This window comes from Methanosarcina baikalica, assembly GCF_031461075.1.
Lineage (GTDB): Archaea > Halobacteriota > Methanosarcinia > Methanosarcinales > Methanosarcinaceae > Methanosarcina > Methanosarcina baikalica.
This window is the reverse complement of record NZ_JAVKPK010000070.1, coordinates 1-18,370: the sequence shown is the minus strand read 5'-3', so window position 1 is coordinate 18,370 and position 18,370 is coordinate 1. Positions and strand designations below refer to the sequence as shown.

Annotated in this window: 17 protein-coding genes; 4 read left to right on the top strand and 13 right to left on the bottom strand. The window is 39.9% G+C overall.

The annotated features are described in order from the left end of the window. A partial coding sequence (locus RG963_RS13815) for a metallophosphoesterase family protein (RefSeq protein ID WP_310576864.1) occupies window positions 1-1,203 on the bottom strand: 1,203 nt, incomplete at its 3' end. A 214-nt stretch (window positions 1,204-1,417) separates the two neighbouring features. On the opposite strand from RG963_RS13815, the gene pheT reads away from it, so the two are divergent. After that, window positions 1,418-3,052 carry a phenylalanine--tRNA ligase subunit beta gene (gene pheT, locus RG963_RS13810; protein ID WP_310576863.1) on the top strand — a complete coding sequence of 545 codons (1,635 nt, stop codon included), beginning with the start codon at window positions 1,418-1,420 and terminating at the stop codon, window positions 3,050-3,052. Window positions 3,053-3,123: 71 nt separating this feature from the next. On the opposite strand, the gene RG963_RS13805 is transcribed toward pheT, so the two are convergent. Next, entirely contained in the window at window positions 3,124-3,750 is a 627-nt protein-coding gene (locus tag RG963_RS13805) for a restriction endonuclease (protein ID WP_310576861.1), read from the bottom strand. 1,177 nt (window positions 3,751-4,927) lie between these two features. Between RG963_RS13805 and RG963_RS13800 the strand changes: the two genes are divergently transcribed. Continuing rightward, complete coding sequence (locus RG963_RS13800; protein ID WP_310576860.1) at window positions 4,928-5,692, top strand: formylglycine-generating enzyme family protein; 765 nt, start codon at window positions 4,928-4,930, stop codon at window positions 5,690-5,692. A gap of 732 nt (window positions 5,693-6,424) precedes the next feature. Continuing rightward, window positions 6,425-7,060, top strand: a complete 636-nt coding sequence (locus tag RG963_RS13795; RefSeq protein WP_310576859.1) for a DUF2284 domain-containing protein — start codon at window positions 6,425-6,427, stop codon at window positions 7,058-7,060. A gap of 487 nt (window positions 7,061-7,547) precedes the next feature. On the opposite strand, the gene RG963_RS13790 is transcribed toward RG963_RS13795, so the two are convergent. The 3 genes from RG963_RS13790 to RG963_RS13780 form a co-directional block, all read right to left on the bottom strand. After that, window positions 7,548-8,507, bottom strand: coding sequence for an MBL fold metallo-hydrolase (locus RG963_RS13790; protein WP_310576858.1), 960 nt, complete (start codon window positions 8,505-8,507; stop codon window positions 7,548-7,550). A gap of 151 nt (window positions 8,508-8,658) precedes the next feature. Further along, complete coding sequence (locus RG963_RS13785; RefSeq protein ID WP_310576857.1) at window positions 8,659-8,838, bottom strand: hypothetical protein; 180 nt, start codon at window positions 8,836-8,838, stop codon at window positions 8,659-8,661. Between the two features lie 14 nt (window positions 8,839-8,852). Then, window positions 8,853-9,401, bottom strand: coding sequence for a class I SAM-dependent methyltransferase (locus RG963_RS13780; RefSeq protein ID WP_310576856.1), 549 nt, complete (start codon window positions 9,399-9,401; stop codon window positions 8,853-8,855). 466 nt (window positions 9,402-9,867) lie between these two features. On the opposite strand from RG963_RS13780, the gene RG963_RS13775 reads away from it, so the two are divergent. Then, window positions 9,868-11,031, top strand: a complete 1,164-nt coding sequence (locus tag RG963_RS13775; protein ID WP_310576855.1) for a tetratricopeptide repeat protein — start codon at window positions 9,868-9,870, stop codon at window positions 11,029-11,031. A 414-nt stretch (window positions 11,032-11,445) separates the two neighbouring features. Here RG963_RS13775 and RG963_RS13770 read toward each other — a convergent pair whose 3' ends face one another. The 8 genes from RG963_RS13770 to cas10 form a co-directional block, all read right to left on the bottom strand. Next, on the bottom strand, window positions 11,446-11,925 hold the full coding sequence (locus RG963_RS13770) for a hydrolase (protein ID WP_310576854.1): 480 nt from the start codon (window positions 11,923-11,925) through the stop codon (window positions 11,446-11,448). Between the two features lie 173 nt (window positions 11,926-12,098). Beyond that, a complete protein-coding gene (locus RG963_RS13765) occupies window positions 12,099-13,133 on the bottom strand; it encodes a hypothetical protein (protein WP_310576853.1) in 1,035 nt (344 codons plus the stop codon). A gap of 97 nt (window positions 13,134-13,230) precedes the next feature. Then, complete coding sequence (locus tag RG963_RS13760; protein ID WP_310576852.1) at window positions 13,231-13,899, bottom strand: CRISPR-associated endonuclease Cas6; 669 nt, start codon at window positions 13,897-13,899, stop codon at window positions 13,231-13,233. Further along, window positions 13,896-14,978, bottom strand: a complete 1,083-nt coding sequence (csm5, locus tag RG963_RS13755) for a type III-A CRISPR-associated RAMP protein Csm5 (RefSeq protein WP_310576851.1) — start codon at window positions 14,976-14,978, stop codon at window positions 13,896-13,898. The genes RG963_RS13760 and csm5 overlap by 4 nt, the downstream gene beginning before the upstream one ends. 1 nt (window position 14,979) lies before the next feature. Continuing rightward, a complete protein-coding gene (gene csm4, locus RG963_RS13750) occupies window positions 14,980-15,912 on the bottom strand; it encodes a type III-A CRISPR-associated RAMP protein Csm4 (protein ID WP_310576850.1) in 933 nt (310 codons plus the stop codon). 26 nt (window positions 15,913-15,938) lie between these two features. Beyond that, window positions 15,939-16,673: a type III-A CRISPR-associated RAMP protein Csm3 gene (gene csm3, locus RG963_RS13745; protein WP_310576849.1), complete on the bottom strand. Its 735-nt coding sequence runs from the start codon at window positions 16,671-16,673 to the stop codon at window positions 15,939-15,941. Window position 16,674: 1 nt separating this feature from the next. Further along, window positions 16,675-17,142, bottom strand: a complete 468-nt coding sequence (gene csm2, locus RG963_RS13740; protein ID WP_310576848.1) for a type III-A CRISPR-associated protein Csm2 — start codon at window positions 17,140-17,142, stop codon at window positions 16,675-16,677. 4 nt (window positions 17,143-17,146) lie between these two features. Then, window positions 17,147-18,370: type III-A CRISPR-associated protein Cas10/Csm1 (gene cas10, locus RG963_RS13735; protein WP_310576847.1), on the bottom strand; the 1,224-nt coding region annotated here is incomplete at its 5' end.

Here is an 18,370-nt window from a genome sequence, read left to right as displayed (position 1 = left end):
GGATATACTTATTATTGCTCTAAGATAACTATATAAATTTTCATTTATTGAAATATTTTTTATTTGATCTAAGAATAATGGAACTGAATCTGAGATTGACATGTAGGGTGGGTATCTTAAAATTTCTCCATTTATCTCTTTAGCTTCTGGGATAACGATTTCTTTGGTTTCAGTGTTATTTTCTGTCTTCTTAATATTTATATTCAAGCTCTTTAACTTCCATATTCCTTCGTTGTCGGTCTTACCTCCGCCTATTATACGTGGTACCCAACTTCCGTTATCATACTTGCGTAGGAACACTTCTCCTTCATTTTCATCAGGATATAGTCTTACAAAATTATATCCAGTTTCTTTTCCATAGCCGTTGTAAAGAGCCCCAGAAGCTATCCTTATATGTTGATCTTTAAGAGTAACCCATTCTTGATGCTCATGGCCATGAAGGCAGAATTTAAATATCCTCTCCATATTTTTCGTTATGTCCAGCTCTTCAAATTCGGTAAACCAATTTGGAGGATGATGAATAAGTGATATGGAAAACGTGGAGTCTTTTAGAAAATTACGGGATTCAAGTATTTGATATGTCCCCAGCCATAAATTTGCTTTTTCTCCATCACCTGAAGATGACCATACTGAGTTCAAGCCTGATATTCCGACTTTATACCCATTTATTCGACATACTTTTGAGTAAATTAAACGTTCAGGATCACAAAGCAGATGATTATAACCCCCCTTGTCCAAAAAAAGGCGATAATCTTCTAAGCGTTCCATACATCTAGTCCACTGTTTGCTCTTGCTTTTTACGAGTTCATTGATAATTTCACCCGGATTCTCCTTTACTTTTTTGTGAATATTCTTAAACCAATCTGTTTGATCTGGCGTAATTTGAGTGCGGTTGACATCATGATTGCCAGGAACAATAAATATATTTGTTATAGGTATCTTCTTTGAAAATGCATTAGAAATTTTTTCAATGAATTCCTGAGCCTCTACATATTGATCTTTAAGAAATAAACCCTTTGAATTATCTTGACCTAAAGCAATGTCCCCGGTAAAAAAAATTAAGTCCGGAATTAAACCGTATTTATCTTCCATAAATTTTATGTCAATAAAAAAGCTTTCAAAAATTTCTTCGCAATTCCAACTATGTTTCTCTTTGCATAGATGAGTATCTGAAATATGTAACCAAGTAACTGTTTCAGCCATAGCACCAACCGCAATTAATCTATCAGTAAAAGTAGTCTAATTAAGTGTAAATCAAATGACGTTTAAACTTTTTGATTTTATTTTCTTGATGTTAAATGTTCTAGTGAATATTTGAGAGAATCAACTCAACAAAAGGCTTTAAACAAAAGCATTAAATCTAAAGTTGAGTATGTTTGGGATTAAGTTAGCCAGCAAAAGACGAGATGAATTCCCAATGCCAGTAATTACCTTGCAGTACGATGACCTCGAAAAACTCACAGGGACAGATAAGGAAACCATCATAAAAAGGGTGCCTATGATAGGGGCCGATATCGAAAGAATTGAAGACGAATCTATCGATATCGAGTTCTTCCCGGACAGGCCTGACCTTTATAGTGTCGAAGGGGCAGCCAGGGCAATGCGGGGTTTCCTGGACCTTGAGACCGGGCTTTCCGAATATGAGGTAAAACCATATAAGGTTTCGATTTCTGTCAACGAGGATATCCTGAAAATCAGGCCTTTCCTCGGGTGTGCGGTTGTAAGAGGCGTAAAGTTCACATCCTCTTCTATAAAATCCCTTATGGACCTTCAGGAAGACCTGCACTGGGGCCTGGGAAGAAACAGGAAAAAAATTTCTATAGGAGTTCATGACCTCTCAAACGTAAAGCCACCTTTCCGCTATATGGCAGTTGAACCAAGTTTCGAGTTCGTGCCGCTGGATTACACTGAAAAGATGAGCATGACCGAAATCCTGGAAAAGCACCCTAAAGGCACAAGGTTTGCCCATCTCGTTAAAGGCTTTGAAAAATATCCGATCATTCTGGATGCAAATGACAACGTGCTGTCCTTCCCGCCTATCATCAACGGGACACTTACAAGTGTGACCGAAAGCACAACCGATCTCTTTATCGATGTCACAGGGCTTGGGGAAGCCGTATACACCGCCTTAAATATTGTTGTCACAGCCCTTGCCGAACGCGGCGGACAGATCGAATTTGTAAGAGTTATCAGGCCCGACGGCGAAGAACTTGTATTGCCTGACCTGGAACCGGAAACCAGGCTTCTGACGAAAGCTGAAGTAAAATCCCTGCTCGGCATGGAACTTTCTGCAGAAGAAATCGTTAAGCAGCTTGAGAGGATGCGCTTTGGGGCAGAGGCCCTTGATGAAGAGACCGTCGAGGTAAAAGTGCCGGCTTACAGAGCAGATATCCTTCATAACTATGACCTGGTAGAGGATATAGCCAAAGGTTACGGTTATGAAAACATCAAAGTAAAGATTCCTGAGACTTATACCGCAGGAAAGTCTCACCCAATTTCCCTGCTGCGTTCTCCTGTGAACGAGATAATGGTAGGGCTGGGCTACTATGAGGTCATGCCCTTTACGCTTACCAGCGAAAAGATCAACTTCGAGAATATGCGCAGGCAAAAAACAGACGATGTTACGTATGTCCTTCACCCGATAAGTGAAGACCAGACAATGCTCAGGACAACCGTGCTTCCGAACCTTCTTGAGATCCTTGCCTTAAACCAGCACAGGGAACTTCCACAGAAGATCTTCGAGTTTGGGGAAGCCATAAGCAACGAAACAACCGTTCAGCACGTAGCTGCGGTATCAATGCACCCGCAGGTGAACTTCACCGAGATTTATGAGGTTGTAGATGCCCTTATGAGGGAAATGATGCTTTCCTATGAGGTTAAAGAATCCGATGACCCTGCTTTTCTTGAAGGCAGGCGGGCAGATGTCTATGTTAAAGGCAAAAAACTCGGAGTCTTTGGAGAACTTCACCCTGAGGTCATAAGCAACTTTGCTCTCGGATATGCAGTTGTTGGTTTTGAGCTTGACCTGAACGACCTTATAGATAAAAAATAATTTAAGGATCAGGTTTTGGGTAAGAGGGTGAACTACTCCTCTTTTTCTCTCACTTTTCTTTCACTTTTCTCTCATTTTTCTCTCAACATTTTTTCCATTTCAGCTGCAATTTTCCGGACTTCAGGCATCTCATCGGTTTCAGCCAGCCTGTACGTAAGTTCAAGCATCCTTTCTCTAAGGAAATTAAGGTCTTCAAGGGCAAAGCTCAGTTCTTCAACCAGCGCTCCCAGGTTTTTTGTATCGATAAAACCTGAAAGCTTTTCAGGTTCAGTTTTTATGAGAGAGAGTATCTCAGGGGAGCTAAGGTCCGCATCATATTCTTCCTCGAAGTCTCCCTTAGAGAGTGTTTTAAGCCACCTTACTTTTCTGATATGGGTAATGAAGTTGCTGAGCTGTCTGTATTCGTAGTTTCCGGTAATCTTTCCGATCATTATTTCATTTCTGGTTTTGAGCGGAACTGCCACAAGATCTCCTTTCTTTATTTTTGTAATAAAGGCGCAGATTTCCCCTGCCCAGGCACAGCCACGTACTTCCTGCATTCCCGGGTATTTTTCAAGCATGATTTTCTTTACCTGTTCTTCGTTTTTAATATGTGATAAATTTGGGAACTCAGCCCATCCTATCGTGATCACGTTGTCTTTCAGAATAATTTCTTCGTCTTCTAAGATACCTGCGGCTTTGAGCAACCAGAGTTTCATAACCCGTCTCCTTATCATTAATTATCTGGCAATTCAGGCAATTTTTACGTCCATCTGACCAGTTTCTTCAGTTAAAAATTTATTTAATTAATTTTGAATTACCTGGATCAAAATTTAAGTTTACTCTATTAATCTTTATTACTTTGGGAGTGCGGAGGGTCACGAATACCCTATCCTTTAGGTCGGGGATGAAGTGAACCCTCGCCTCTTTTTGGTTTTGTTTAAACCTCTATATCATCGCTTCTTTGTAAAATAAGGTTTCTTGGTACCATGGTTACAGGAGTTGGGAATGCAACTCTATATCAAGGAAATCTTGTCAAAGGATACTAAACTATTCCCCATAAATCGGCGTGCGGCCCATCAGCATACCCCATCCTTTAGGGTGGGGTGGCCGCATGCAATTTGATTTATCGTTATTTTATTCGTCTTCACGCGTGTTCCTGGGACTTTCCAACCTTTACTTTTTATTAATTTGTATGTCTTTGTATTAGTTAATTATTTCCTACAGTCTTAGTGTTAATAAGATAGTCCGCAAGAAGAACTCATTTAAATGCTCTCCTCCAACTACTTATATGAATAAAAAGGTCTTTGTAGAGGTTGACAGACGCAGAACAGGCTGATTTGCAGTGTTCCCGGATACGGAAAATGAAAAAAGCTGTGAGTGAGAAACCCTGTTTTTTCCTGAGTTTTAATCCCTTATTAACTTCTTAAAAAAGGAGTAGAAGCAGAACCCCTCATCCTGATCGACATTCCTATAGGCTTAAATTCTTTTAATATAAGGCTGGGCCGAACTGGCATCTACTTTAAGCAGTTCTTTGATTGAATAATATCTCTTGGTTTTTCTTTCAGGAACAGTAGAAGGTCTTTTCGTCTGCCAGAAGACAGAATCAGGTTAAAAAGGCACGGTTTAATTGTTGCTCACTTGTAGTCTGTTCCCGTGCTTCTATATTAATGTCTTAAAAACGTTTTCATTTTGAATGTATTCAACTTTTTAACTGTACTCTATATTTTGACTATGCTTTATAATTTATAAGAAATATTACTAATTTTATTTATATTTATAATTATATATATTTATATAAAGTTTTGATTAATTTAAGAAATAAATAATAGGAAAGGAAAAGGAAATAAAACCTTAGGAGTATTTTTGATTATTTCAATGATATGGTGAGACTCGATGGATAATTCAATGAATAACTCAATCAAGGCTTCTTCAAGCATGTCAATGAATAATTCTATTGGGATGGAGTTTGTCCTGATTCATGCCGGAGAGTTTGAGATGGGCTCTCCAATACGCGAAAAACGCAGAAAACTCTGGGAAAGCCCTGTGCACAGAGTAACGATTAAAAAATCCTTTTACCTGGGCAGGTATCAGGTTACACAGGAGCAATGGCAAACAGTCATGGGGAATAACCCTTCGTATTTCAAGGGAGCAAAGCACCCGGTTGAAAATGTTTCCTGGAATGAAGCTCAGATTTTTATCAAGAAACTTACTGCCCTTGAAAAAGCTGACGAAAGCAATTGTATATATCGACTCCCTGCGGAAGCCGAATGGGAGTATGCAGCCAGGGCAGGGACTACAACCGGTTATTTCTTCGGAAACGACGAATCGAAACTTACGGAACATGCCTGGTTTCTGGAAAATTCAGGACTCGAAACTCATGCAGTCGGTTTGAAAAAGCCGAACTCGAGGGGGCTTTATGACATCTACGGGAATGTAGGAGAATGGGTGCAGGATGAGTACCATATAAGTTATAAAGGCGCCCCAACAGATGGCCGAACATGGGAAAGCCCATTCACAAGCGTATCTACCCCAGTGCGAGTAAGAAGAGGCGGAGGGTGGAATGGAAATGCAGGTTGCTGCCGATCGGCTGAAAGACTTTTTGCGGCTCAGGATAAGAAGCTTAATAGCCTTGGGTTCAGGGTGGCCAGGGAAGTATAGTTCCAGAACAATACTGCTGTCTCAGAAATTATTGACATTTTAGATCAGCAATATCTGGCATAATCTTAACTGCCGGCTCTTAGCTGCTAACTCTTGCTTACATAGATCCTGATTTTTTGAATTCCTTTTTTAGACCCCATGCTATGACCGGCTGCTTGTGACCTACCTTTTTCGGGGCCATTAAGAAAAAAGAGAAGTAGCACTTCAACTTGTTTTTTGGATCGATATAATTAATTTTTTCGTCTCGTTACTGAAAAGTTAGCTACATGTTTTAATCCGGCACTCCATCTTTTGCACACTGGCCCCTGTCTGTTTTACTACTATAGGCAGGGGCAAAAAAGAGCTCGGGTGCTTTGACAATTTAGGAGGCGATCTAAGTTTTGTGTCTGTTTGGTAGAGACACTTAATTATACTACGAACAGATATTTAACACTTATGTCTACTTTTTTGTTACTTTATATTAACTATAGTTGATTTACTCCTACCTAAATTGGGGGATTGATTATTTGAAGAGTCTGATATTGTGCAGTGGACAGAATATTATAAATAAATCGAAAAATTTAAAAAGTCACAATCGTATGATAAAAGATAAAATAAGAGGAAAATCGATCTGCAGTGAAAAACAAATATTGAATACGGTTAAGCGGTGCCCGGTTCTCGAATTAAATAGAGGCGGGTAATAGATATTATTAGGCCGCCTTTATGTGAAAATAAGTCTTAGAAAGGATGAATATGGCATTTCGAGATACAAAACCTGAGGAACTTAACTTTCTTGTAAAAAAAGCCCTGGAACTGGAGGCTATCGAAGCAAAGATAATTCCCACCTATAAAGTCTTTGTAGAGAAGAGAGTAGTCTTAAAATGCAGAGGATGTATAGGGTACGGAAAAAAGCTGACCTGCCCGCCTAACGTTCCCACGGTTGACGAATTTCGGGAAATACTCAAAGAGTACAGATATGCCCTGCTTGTCAAGTTCAGGTCGCCTGCAGTTGCAGACGAAGAGATTGCAAAAGCTCCGTACAGGACCTGGCTTGACCCTGCAGGATCTGAGGAAACAAGAGAAAAAGCAGCAAAGTTTTGGGAAGAGTATTTTGACTACAGCAAAAAAATACTGCTCTCAATGCTCGAGCTTGAAAAAACAGCCTTTAACGAAGGTTTCACCTTTGCAGTCGCATTTGTAAACGGTTCTTGCAGGCTGTGTGAAAAATGCAATGTGGAAAAAGGAACCTGTCTCCATTCGAATATGGCAAGAATTCCGGAACATGCCGTTGGAATCAATATGAAAAAGACTGCCGCAGAATCCGAGATGCCCATAACATTCCCGATCAAAGGGCAGCCTGAACCCATGTCCATACTGTTGATTGACTGAAAGTGTTAGTTGAATTTTTCTATAGGCATCGTTGGCTGGAAAATAATGTTTGGAGTCACGCAGAAAATATCTTAAACATTAGTTCTTATAATAACTTATGGTGTTATACAGTTGGTAGATTCTAAGGTCTATACCCAATATAGCAAAAATAGTTCTAAATTTCTTTCTCTGAAAAAAAAGTTAATCATCAGGATTTATATCGCTATAATCTGGTTGATGATTACCTTAGTTTTATTGACCACAACTGAGATGGCATCGTATGAAGATGTAAAATACTTCTTCTGGGTGGTGTCAATCTTAATACCGCTGCTGTATATGCTTTATGTAAAAGGAGTGCCAGCTCAACTGTCAAAAAAAGAAGAGAGGAGAGCGAGCCTTGTGCTATTCTTCTCTTTCATATGTCTTATACTGACGCTTTTTACGGCTATTTTGATCGGACACTGAAATTTATTGAAGAATTGGGTTTTTATGTACTCGATTCCTCAGTTTAAGGATTCCCATTAAATACATAGGTCGTGCCGACAGTATTGAGCAGGAATTGTTCTGGCATCTCTTCTGCAAACCGGTTTATAGCTTTCCAGCCTGTACAATGCATAGGGATGACATAATCAGGCTTTATTCTTCTCATTTCGTGAATTGTGGGCTGAATTATCGGATCAAAAATCCTGCCTGTAAGATGGAAGCCTCCGAGCACCGCATGAACCTTATTCGTTCCTGCAATTTTCTTTGCGTACTCGACTGTATTGATAATTCCGGCATGGGCACAGCCGCTGATGACTACAATCCCTTTGCCCTTCAATTTTACTACCAGCCCCTGATCATCCCGGAAAGGGTCAGTAACCCAGTTCCCATCAAGCTTTGCCTCAGCCCAGGGGAATCCTTTTTCAAATGCTGTTGTGCGTTCCACCTCCCCTGTAGTATAGATAAGACCACCTGCGACCAGTAAAGCTTTTTCGGATTTTACAAGATCAGCTCCGGCTTCTTTCAGATCATCTTCGTTGAGTGCAGGCATTGTGACAGGGTGCTCGATTGCAGGAATATTCATTCGGCGTTCAAGAAAGGAATCAGGATGGAGAAAAAGCGGGACTTTTTTATTCTGTTCTTTACTTACGAATTTCAAAAGCTCTACAAGCCCGAGAAAATGATCAGGATGCCCATGGCTCAGGACCACAGCTTCTATCCTGCCAAGGTCAGCCTTCAAAAGTTTTGCGTTATTAAAAAAGCAGGTTGGAGTCACTGCTGCATCCATCAATACGATGTGTTCCTCATTTTCTGCACAGACTTTAATTAAGCACGCAAGCCCGTGTTCGGCAAGTAGTATTTGAGGAAGAGGTAACTGCGGCCTTTTGCATATGCAGGTATTCTCTGTTACTAACATGTCCGTGTAATTGTCCATCAGGATTGTTACTTCCAACCTGTCGGCTTCCCGAATATTCAGCTCATTCATATAAACACCTGATTTTTTCTGGAGTGTAAATTGTCCCCAGATATTTTATGAGATGTATGTAAACCTGAATGAGTGCAATCTTTATAAATTTTTCAAAATTACTCGTAAATTTATCGGTTATTTTCAAGCAGCCCGATATTTCGCAATTCACCTATACTTTCCTTGCCGCTATCGCTATCCAGTCTCCGCCTTCTCTGTACGGTTCTCCGGAAAAGCTGTTCCATGTCTTCTCGACCTTAAACCCGTTCTGCTCAAGCACCCGGCTTACCGTCTCAAGAGAATAGTCATGCAGCCAGAGCCTGTAGGTCTTAACTGTGCAGTCTTCATCCATAACGATATACTGATTCATCCAGACATCATTTTCCGGGTAATCGAACCCCTCTTCCAGTACAAGGTGTTTTTCCGGCCTCCAGAACCTCCTTCGGAAACGTACCATCTGTTTTTAAGCCCTTCTCGCAGGCGAAGCGTCCGTGTGGACACGTCAAAAATAAAAATTCCGTTGTTCTTAAGTGCTCTGTGTATCAGGTTAAGGAGCAGGCTCAGTTTTTCATCGGAAAAAGTGCAGATTTCTCCATAGACCTGAAGAACAATATCAAAAGTCTCTTCATACTCGATATTGAAAAAATCGGCACAGATATATTCGATATCCAGCCCTTCCTTTTCAGCCTGAGAGCGGGCATAGTCAACGGACAATTGGGATATGTCAATGCCTGTGGCCTTCATCCCTTCTCGACCCAACCTGCTGCTGTATAACCCGGGCCCACAGCCTAGATCAAGCACCATGTCTCCGGTTTTAAGTATGCCTGAGGCAGTCAGGTGGCAGATCGTTTTTTCAATTTCAGCGATTTTCCGGCTTGCACCGTTATGCTCCTGGTCAAGATGGGCTTCTAGCATGCTCTTTGAAATGTGAGGGTCGTCCCAGAAGTGAGGCTCCCCGGGTTCGAAAAGAGAAGGTTTTGAGGTTCTGGCAAAGATCGAGGGAAAGGGGTTTAGAGGCGTGTGAGATTCATCCTTGAAGATTTTGACTATAGGTACAGTTTATTCCCATGAGTTTCATTATAATAATGATCCCATAGACAAAAATCGTCATTATAATGAACACTATTTAAATGAGATGGATATGTAAGAGGCAAGAGAATGCATCGAAAATATTTCTTTCCTCCTGCTGAATAAATCCCTCACCCTGTTACTTGAAATAGGTTCACAGGAGCAGTTTAAAATAAGAGAACTGAGTCTGAAAGAAGATTTCTCCGAGAATTTGCCGCCCTTCAGGGGAGGGTTGGAATGTACTTTATTCTCTTTACAAAATTCTCTTTACAAAAAAGCGTTTCCACATACAAAATAATACCGGACCGATACTATGGAAAATAACCCTAAAAGAAAGACAGACAGGAAAGGAAAGACATGCAGGCCAAGCAAAACAGGCAAAACAAGCAGGACCTCCAGGAAAGATGCAGGCAAGGCAGGTGAAACCGCATATGGACGCCTTAATAAAGCTCTAGAAGTCCACGAAAAAGCCCTTGCAAAAAACCCACATGATGCAGGTGCCTGGGCAGGGAAAGCCGCAGTTTATCTAAGGCACAAGATGTATAGGGACTCCCTTAAAGCAATTGGAAAAGCCCTTGAAATCGAGCCTGAAAACCCGGGATACCTTTATGAAAAAGGTTTCTTGCTCCTGCAGCTCAAAATGGAGGAAGCTGCCCTGCAAGCTTTTGACAGTCTGCTTGAAATAAAACCTGACAGCGACAAAACCTGGAATATCAAAACCTCAGTTCTCTGCAAGCTCGGGCAGCAAGAAAAAGCCCTTCTGGCCTGTGAAAAAGCCCTTGCTGCCAATCCGAAACTTACAGGCGCCTGGCACGCAAAAGGCTCTGTCCTTGCTGACCTCGGCAGGTACGAAGAAGCTATAAAAGCCTATGATGCCGCCCTCCAACTAGACCAGCAACTTGCCCGAACATGGGAAGGCAAAGCCTTTGCCCTCTACAGTCTGAACAGGCCTGTAGAAGCCATGATAGCATATGACGCTGCCCTCAAAATAAACCCTGACAATGCAAAGACCTGGGTTGGGAAAGGCCTTGTCCATTTAAAGCTCGGCAAATATAAAAGAACCCTTGAGGCCTGCAACAAAGCGATATCAATAAAGCCTGATTCTGCCGATGCCTGGTACTGCAAAGGCATGGCTCTTTCCGGTTTGGAAAAAAATGAAGAAGCCTTGAGAGCCATTGATAGAGCCCTGAAGATCAATCCTGACTATGCCGAGGCCAGACAAGCCAGAACTTCCGTAAGCTCCAAACTCGGGTTCGGCCTGGATGAAGAGGAAGAGGAAATCTATGAAAAAATGCCGAAAGTAAGGAGGAGCGTATGGACAAGGAAAGAGCCAAAAGGAGAGGAAACTGAAAAAAGTTGGGGTAAGGGAACGGAGCAAAGAAGAGAAGGGACTACGAGGAGTGAATGGACAAGGAAAGAGCCAAAAGAAGATGGAACTGAGAAAAGTTGGGGTCGGAGAAGAGAGCAAAAGAAGTGACTTTCTCTTCCCGAACTGCGCCTCGGGAGTACGCTGTCCTTCTCGCCCGAGTTTCGCTTCCCGAGTTTCGCTTCGGGAGCACGAGGTCCTTTTCGCTTCGCTCAAGAGGACTAATTTTATAGAGTTTTAGCTTTTCCGCCCGAGTTTCGCTACGCTCGAGGAGACTAAGAGCCTATCCGAAAAATCATTAACGCATGTTGAAAAGTTACGATAGGCCTATAATATCGGCATCCTCTCAGGTTGTACATATTGTCAATTGTAAAAGTTACAGTAGGTAACAACACTTTTCGGATAGGCTCTAACTTAAAGGACTTATTACGAAATTACAGTTTTTTCATGCCCGCCTTTCTAGAATTAAAAGAGTTAAAAGCCGGGAAAGGTGCAAACCGGCAATATTATGACTCTATTTTTATTTTAGACTTCGGCTACGATAACAACGTAGTTTTTCCCGTATTTTTCGGCACAGGCGGGACAGGTGGTATACCACATATACCATTTCTTGACTGCAAGCCCTTTGCCTCTTGCGTAGGCTTCAAAGTCCCTGCACCATTCTCCTGTATTTTCAAAACTTCCCTCATACGCTTTGCTCAGAAACTTCCCGCTCAATGTTACGTTTTCGGCGCCGTCCACTTCTTTATCGACAGCAAGATAAAGATCCATATTGCTTTCTGAGGTATGATCCGACAAACAGAGCCAATCCGGCATTTCCGCCGCGGCTCTGGCAACTTTCTCGTTCATCCTCATTATTACCTCTCCAAAGTTTAGAGGCATGTAAAACTGCGTAGTAACCGAATCCTTGATGAACTTTTTATTGTTCCATTCAAAGATTTTTCCATCCCAGGGCTCAGGATAAAACCGAGGGCAACATTCCGGACTTTCAATTTCGCTGCTCATAATTTTCACCCTGTTAAATAATAAATTTTAGAGTTATTTTAGGGCTTCGGTTTTGATCTTTGTAGCAGAAAATATTTTGAAGCTACAGAAAGAATGAAAAACTCCCTATTATGGGGTTTAGTCCTTGTTTTGCTGGAAGCTGTTTTGCAAATCCGTTCTCTATACTGTTGAAATTAACTGAAAGGGGGGTGACTTTCAATTTTAGAGAGTGGAAATACAGGCCTGTATTTACCATCACTAAAATAATGGCAGACTTTCAAAGATCCTTTTCTGGAGAATGCCATTCCAAGTGCAAAAGCTATAACTGAAGGACAAATTAGGCAAACCTCAACATCCTCATAGCGATGAATCAGTGGCTTTGCCCTTTGAACTATTTCCTGAACATAAGGTAACCAGTTGTCTTTAGGGCTTAGGTCTGTGGGATAGACAATAGCAACATTGGTAGCATTGAGGTAGTCTTCATGCAGATGGAAGTTTTCAATATGGCGAGCAGATATGATAATATGCAGGATTAACTTTTTCCCGCCATCCAAGTTAAGATTTTCGGGAATAGTTTTAGGAGGAACTATAGGAACACTGGGATCACGTTCATAGATAACTTCTCTTGGATCCTTTAGATCAAGAACCTTATAAAATTTATTATCAAAACTTTGATAATGGTAAAGAGCCAACGGTCTCCTTAAATTTACTGAAGCTCCTAGTGCAAAGGCTAATGGTAAAGCAACGTGGGGAAAGATATGGTAGCTGCAACCTTCGTTAGAAAGTGGTCTTTCCATTAACTTCCTATCAATCCCACTATCCCATTCTTTCAATAATTCATCCCAGGCTAAAATCCAGTCTTCAGGATTGTGCGATTTTCGCGGATTAAATTTACCCAGACTAATAACTGGATCTTTGAACTTCATAGAAGGTATTTTTTCTAATAATTTAGATCCATTATTCAATTTTCGATCTGATCGAACAAAGGTCTCATACATATTGTGCGAGGTGTTATTGTCCATCTCTTCGGTAAACATAATTGGAATCAAAAGGGACTTTTCCATCCATCTTAGCATATAATCACCTACAAAAGATAAAACAAATAGTGACATCCCGATAATTCGAAAAAAGGCAGCCAACCTATTATGCCCAAAATCACCTGCTGTGTCAGCCAACATTGAGAATAATCCAAATATAAAGAGCCCTATCCAAACTTCCTTTTCTACCATTGATCTTTTTAGCCAAAATAATGAGCTCACAATCAATTCCACCTATTAATGGAAGTTCCATTCACTTATGTTCAGCAATTATAAATCACATTAATTTTTATTGTTCCAATTCCTTTATTCTTCTTACTGTTCCAAATCCATGAGACGTATTTTTACCTATACCAAAAAAATCAGGAATTCTGAAATTAACTGTAAATTCTCCAGTAAATCCTGTAAACGGAATACCTTTAAATTCAATTATTTCCTCGTTGAGACGACTGTGTACGTTTAATCTAGAATTAACAATTATACCTAATCCCTTGCACATCGAAAGTAGGTTTCCTACGAGGATGTTATTTAGAAATAGCTTCTTTTCACGCCAATCCTTCATTTCCATGAATTTGGCGTAATTCTTTTGGTTTAAAGCAAACCACGGAGTTAAAAAACTATAATTATACATCACTCGTTGAGAAACAACTTCAACTTCTTGTTCATTGATCTGTTTACTTGAGACCTTATAAACAGAATTTCCTAATTCTAACTTTTTGATGTCACCTGAAATTTCTTTCAGGACTTTCGCACCCTCGTCTATTCCAACCATAAAAGGAGTGCCTTCGATTATTTTATACTGAACTTTAGGATAGGTGCAGAGGTAACCATTTTCAACGTGGTGATGAAGCAGCGAATAATCGGGAAACTGATTGCCGATAAAACCACGTAGTTTTGCGACAGGTTCTTTCACCGGTCTGTCGGTGTTGAGTATTAGAACAGCTGTATCTAGCATCATAAAATTTTACACCAGCCCATAGGTACGTTTTCTTCTATCGCAATTCTTCTGGTTTTGGGATATTCGAAATCGTAGGATCTTCCACGAAGAGATTTTCTCACTTGTTCGAAGACTTCATGGTCCTGTTTTTTGATTTCCAGACCTACTGTTGTTCCAAGATACCCTACTCCATGCCCCAGTTTGATGACCGGAGACTCTGGAGTGTTTAGCTTCATGAGTTTACGGTAAAAGTCGAGGAGGAAATTTATGTTGTATTTGTTCGCGAAAGAAATTTCATATTTTATTATTTCGGCTGAGAAGTTGAAAATGAAATACTTAATTTCCTCTATATTCAAAATATCTGCTTTTCCCTTTAGTCCAAGGGGGTAATGAACGTCATCATTATAAGTAAAATGAATTTCTCCTTCCAGCTTCTCGCCTATTCCAATCGTTTCCAGGAAACTCTGGACGACTTTATAATTTCTCTGGTACCAGTACCATTTATTTGTGCTATCTATGCCATCATTGACTTCTAGGGACTTTACTTCCGAAACACAAAGCCGATTTACAGGTATAAAATCGGTAATTTGTACAAAACGCATGAAATCTGAATAGGAGCTCTGCTTTCCTCCACTGGAAAAAACATCTTCGACAAATCTCTGGATTTCCCCATTTCTTCTTCTGGTATCTGGGTTATCGAATATTTCTGCTATTTTTTCAATCTTTTTCTCGTCCATAAAAGTGTTCATAACCGCAGTTTTTATTGCTCCTTTAAGGGATGAACCTGGAAGGTAGCCTTTCATTCCAGTTTTGATGTGCTCTTTGATTTCTCGAGGTATTTGCCCTTTCTTTTCCAGTGAATAAAGTTTGGACGCAGTAATGGAGATATTCTTCCCTCTGAAAAAATCGTCAAGCCTGAAGTACTGATCTTCTAGATAATCCACGAATACTTCTCTTTCCTTCTCACTAAGTAGGCTGTAGATCTTGTTGATGTCCATTCTGTGAATCGTGTTTCCCATAGAGAGAAACTCTGCACTTGAATAGATCTCCCCGCTTCCGATATGGATAGGTGAAATGGTTTCAAGGATAAGTTTTGTCACGTTAATCCCTCATCCTCATATTGAAAGAATATCCGAATTCTACAGCTTCCTTATCCACAGAAATTGCTTTTCCGTAAACATCTTTGTTCAGGTCCGGAAATGTAGACCCTTCCAAGAAAAATCGGACTTTTTTCCTTATCCTACCGCTGGAGTCCCTGCCTCTTTTGGTGTAAAAATCATACCACAGATTCCTTTTTTCCTGAAATGCTTTTATTTCATCTGAGGTTGGTAGGTACTTGGAAAGAGAAATAAAACGATTTCCATCTGCAGGTTCGTCTATGATTTCCTGATCTTTGATGTCAAAAATTTCGAAGTGTCCTTTCCCAACAGATACATCTCCTCCAAATCCTCGATCTCTAAGGAAATTGAAGCTTCCAAGCAAAAGATCCCTATATTTTGATTCAGATTTCTGATCTAGAAACCAAACCATGAAGAAAAGACCTGCGTTTCTATAGTAATATCCAGAGGTAAAGAAGAAATCGGAAAAATGTGTTAGTCGGTTAAGGGAATTTCTTGCGGTGTCAAGAGATTTTATACTGAAATCCAAATTCAAATCCTTTGGGTATAAAAGCCCTCCACTGGCTTGATAATTATCGAAATTTTTGCTCAGAATTTCCTCGTTAATCTCTCCATTAATCCACTTCTCGAAAATAGTTTCATGTATGTATTGTACTGTTTTTATTTTTTTACGAAAAGCGTTATCTATGCTACTATTTTCCTGCATTTTATCAAGAGGCCGAGGGAAAAAGTGGTTTATTTCTGAACCCTGTACAAAGGGAAAAGCTGAAGATATCAGGAAAGGAGGTTTCTCTGTAGAAGGTAACAGTTCGTCAAAGTCTTGAGACAAGGTCTGAAGAGTGTTGACTACTGCACCATAAAGAGTATCTGATGAAATAGGTCGAAATGAGGATCTGGGCTCAATGTAAATTATCATTAGCGATCCTTCCGGAAAGATAAAATTCATTTTATTCTGGCCAGAAATTCATCATCTTTTGGCATGTCTGTAAGAGATCCAAAGTTGCTGATCTCTATCTCTTTAGCGCTTGAAGTGTAATACCCTGCAGGTCTCTTTAAGACATATATATCTTTGAACTGTATCTGGCCATATCCACGTGTTCCGCTTCCACCAAGGTAACTATCTTCCAGCAGTTTCATGCTGTCAATAAGTTTTAAGAAGTTGCTGTAATCTTCTTCTTCATATATGCTGAAGATCATTTCAAATTTGAATTGGGTTCCTCTGGGAACCCTTTCCATGCTTCTCGGATTAGCTTCGGAAGTGATTCTGTTTATTGTGTTTTCAGACTTCAGTTCGGTTTCCAACTTTACTACAGTGGTAAAACTGTCTCTTACTACAAGGCGTGTAGGCCCTTGCTGCCTATCATCATCTTTAGACTTATTATCAGGAGCTGAAGAACCGAATATTTTACAGGGGATGCATTTCCCGCATTTACAGGGTTCGCCCTTATTTTTGATGATATTCTCACTTGAATCCTTATAACTTAACTCAAGAAGAGTTCTCATCTTACCTTTTAATGAAGATCCAGGGATAAACGGCAGGTCGGTTTTAGGATCCCTTATCACTATGTTTTCAAGTCCACCAATCTCTATACCTTCTGAAGTTCCCCCTATATGTAATCCTGTTTCACAAGTAATTGTTCCTTTGAGAAGGAAGTTAGCCTGAAACTGTATGGTCATTTTAATCACCACCGTAGAATTTATGATAAGCGACTATCGATTCCAAGAATTTAACAAACCTTTTAAAATTCTCGATTTTGTCTTCATTGGTTCCTACATTTATCTTGTTTAGGGAAACCTTCAAGACCTGATAAAATTCCTCCGGAATTAATTTCCTACCTTTGGCGTAAGCAATTTTGGGTTTAAGCAAGTAGAATTCTGCTTCCACCTCATCCCATGCTTTTTCGGAATTTTCTTCCTCAATTGTTCTTTCAATTAATTTGATAGCTCCAAAAAAGCGTCTTAATTGAGCCGTTTTCATATTTCTCAGTGTGTGAGCAATCTTGTCTGCATACCCGTTTTCATCTGCGATCAATTTAATGCTCAAATCTTTTAGCATCTCGAGTTTACCGATTTCATCAAGGATTTTCCCTATTTCGTTATTGTCACTTCGTCCCCTGTTGTCACTTCTTTCTCTGTATTGTCCCATAACATCACCTCGTCCTCAAACTCACCCATGATACCGGAATTTTGATCCACGGAAAATTTTTTTGGATCTTCTTGTCGAGATCTTCTCTCAAATTCTCTTTGCGGACATTTCTTGCCAGTTGATACTTGAGATAAGGCACGTAACATTTCTTTTCACGCCTTACCTTGTTATTCAATGTTTGATCGTATCCAAAATTAGAATTCCACATTTCCAGCAAGGAGTAAACAAAACCTTTCGAAATTTGTTTATTTTCAATAAGTTCTTCAAGATATTTTGAAAAATCTAAAAGGTCGTAAAAGCCCTTCAAATCTTCTTTTGTTTCCCAATAAACAGTTTCACCGAAAACAGAGATACTATCTTTTTTATTTTCGTAAGTTTTGATGATTTTTTCATTATTTTTTGACTTTTGCAGAGCTTCATCCGCTAATAAAGCAGCTCTTCCGATAGGGAACTTTTTGTTAATGATTGAAACTCCAGCCGAAATAGTTACGTCTGGATTCTGGCATGTGAAGTCTTTAAAGGTCTCCCTTATGTCTTTAGCAAGCTGTATGATAAGATCCCAGGGACCAATTATCAATAAGTCATCGCCTCCAGCATAGTTTTCATAGATCGCAGGACTTTTCTTTTCAAAGCACAAGTTGCAGGCAGGTTTTTCATCTTTCATCCTGTAGACGATTTCAGGAGCTTCATTTTCATACTCAGGAGAAAGTTCAATTTTGACCGCTTCTTTCTTGCAGTTTTCACAAATGTCTGCTTCATCCAGGAAATAGTGCCTTTCACAGACTCTATTTAAGATTCCCGAAAAGTAGAAATCAAGCATCGTGCTCATTGTTGATATTCTCGCAATACCTGTGCTTTTTTTATCGAAACTTCCAGAAAATATTTTTCCAAGGTTATCCACATCCATCTTCAAAATTCCGAGTTTATCTGCTCCCCTACTGAGCTCTGCCATATTAGTAAAAGAAAGGATTTTATCTTCATGCCTGGGAACCGTGTTTGCCATGAACATAAATCCAAAAGATACTGGAATACCAGATTCAGAGCACCATTTTATCAATTCAGCGTCCACAAAATCAGTGTCGTTGATTTTCAAAACCTTAGCAGATTTAGAAATTCTTGAGATACTGCGAATGTATCCGGCAACGTTTTCATTTCTTAAGAATTTGTATCCAACGCCAAAAAGGAAAACATCAAAGTTGTCTGATTTTTTTTCAGAAATTGACTTTAT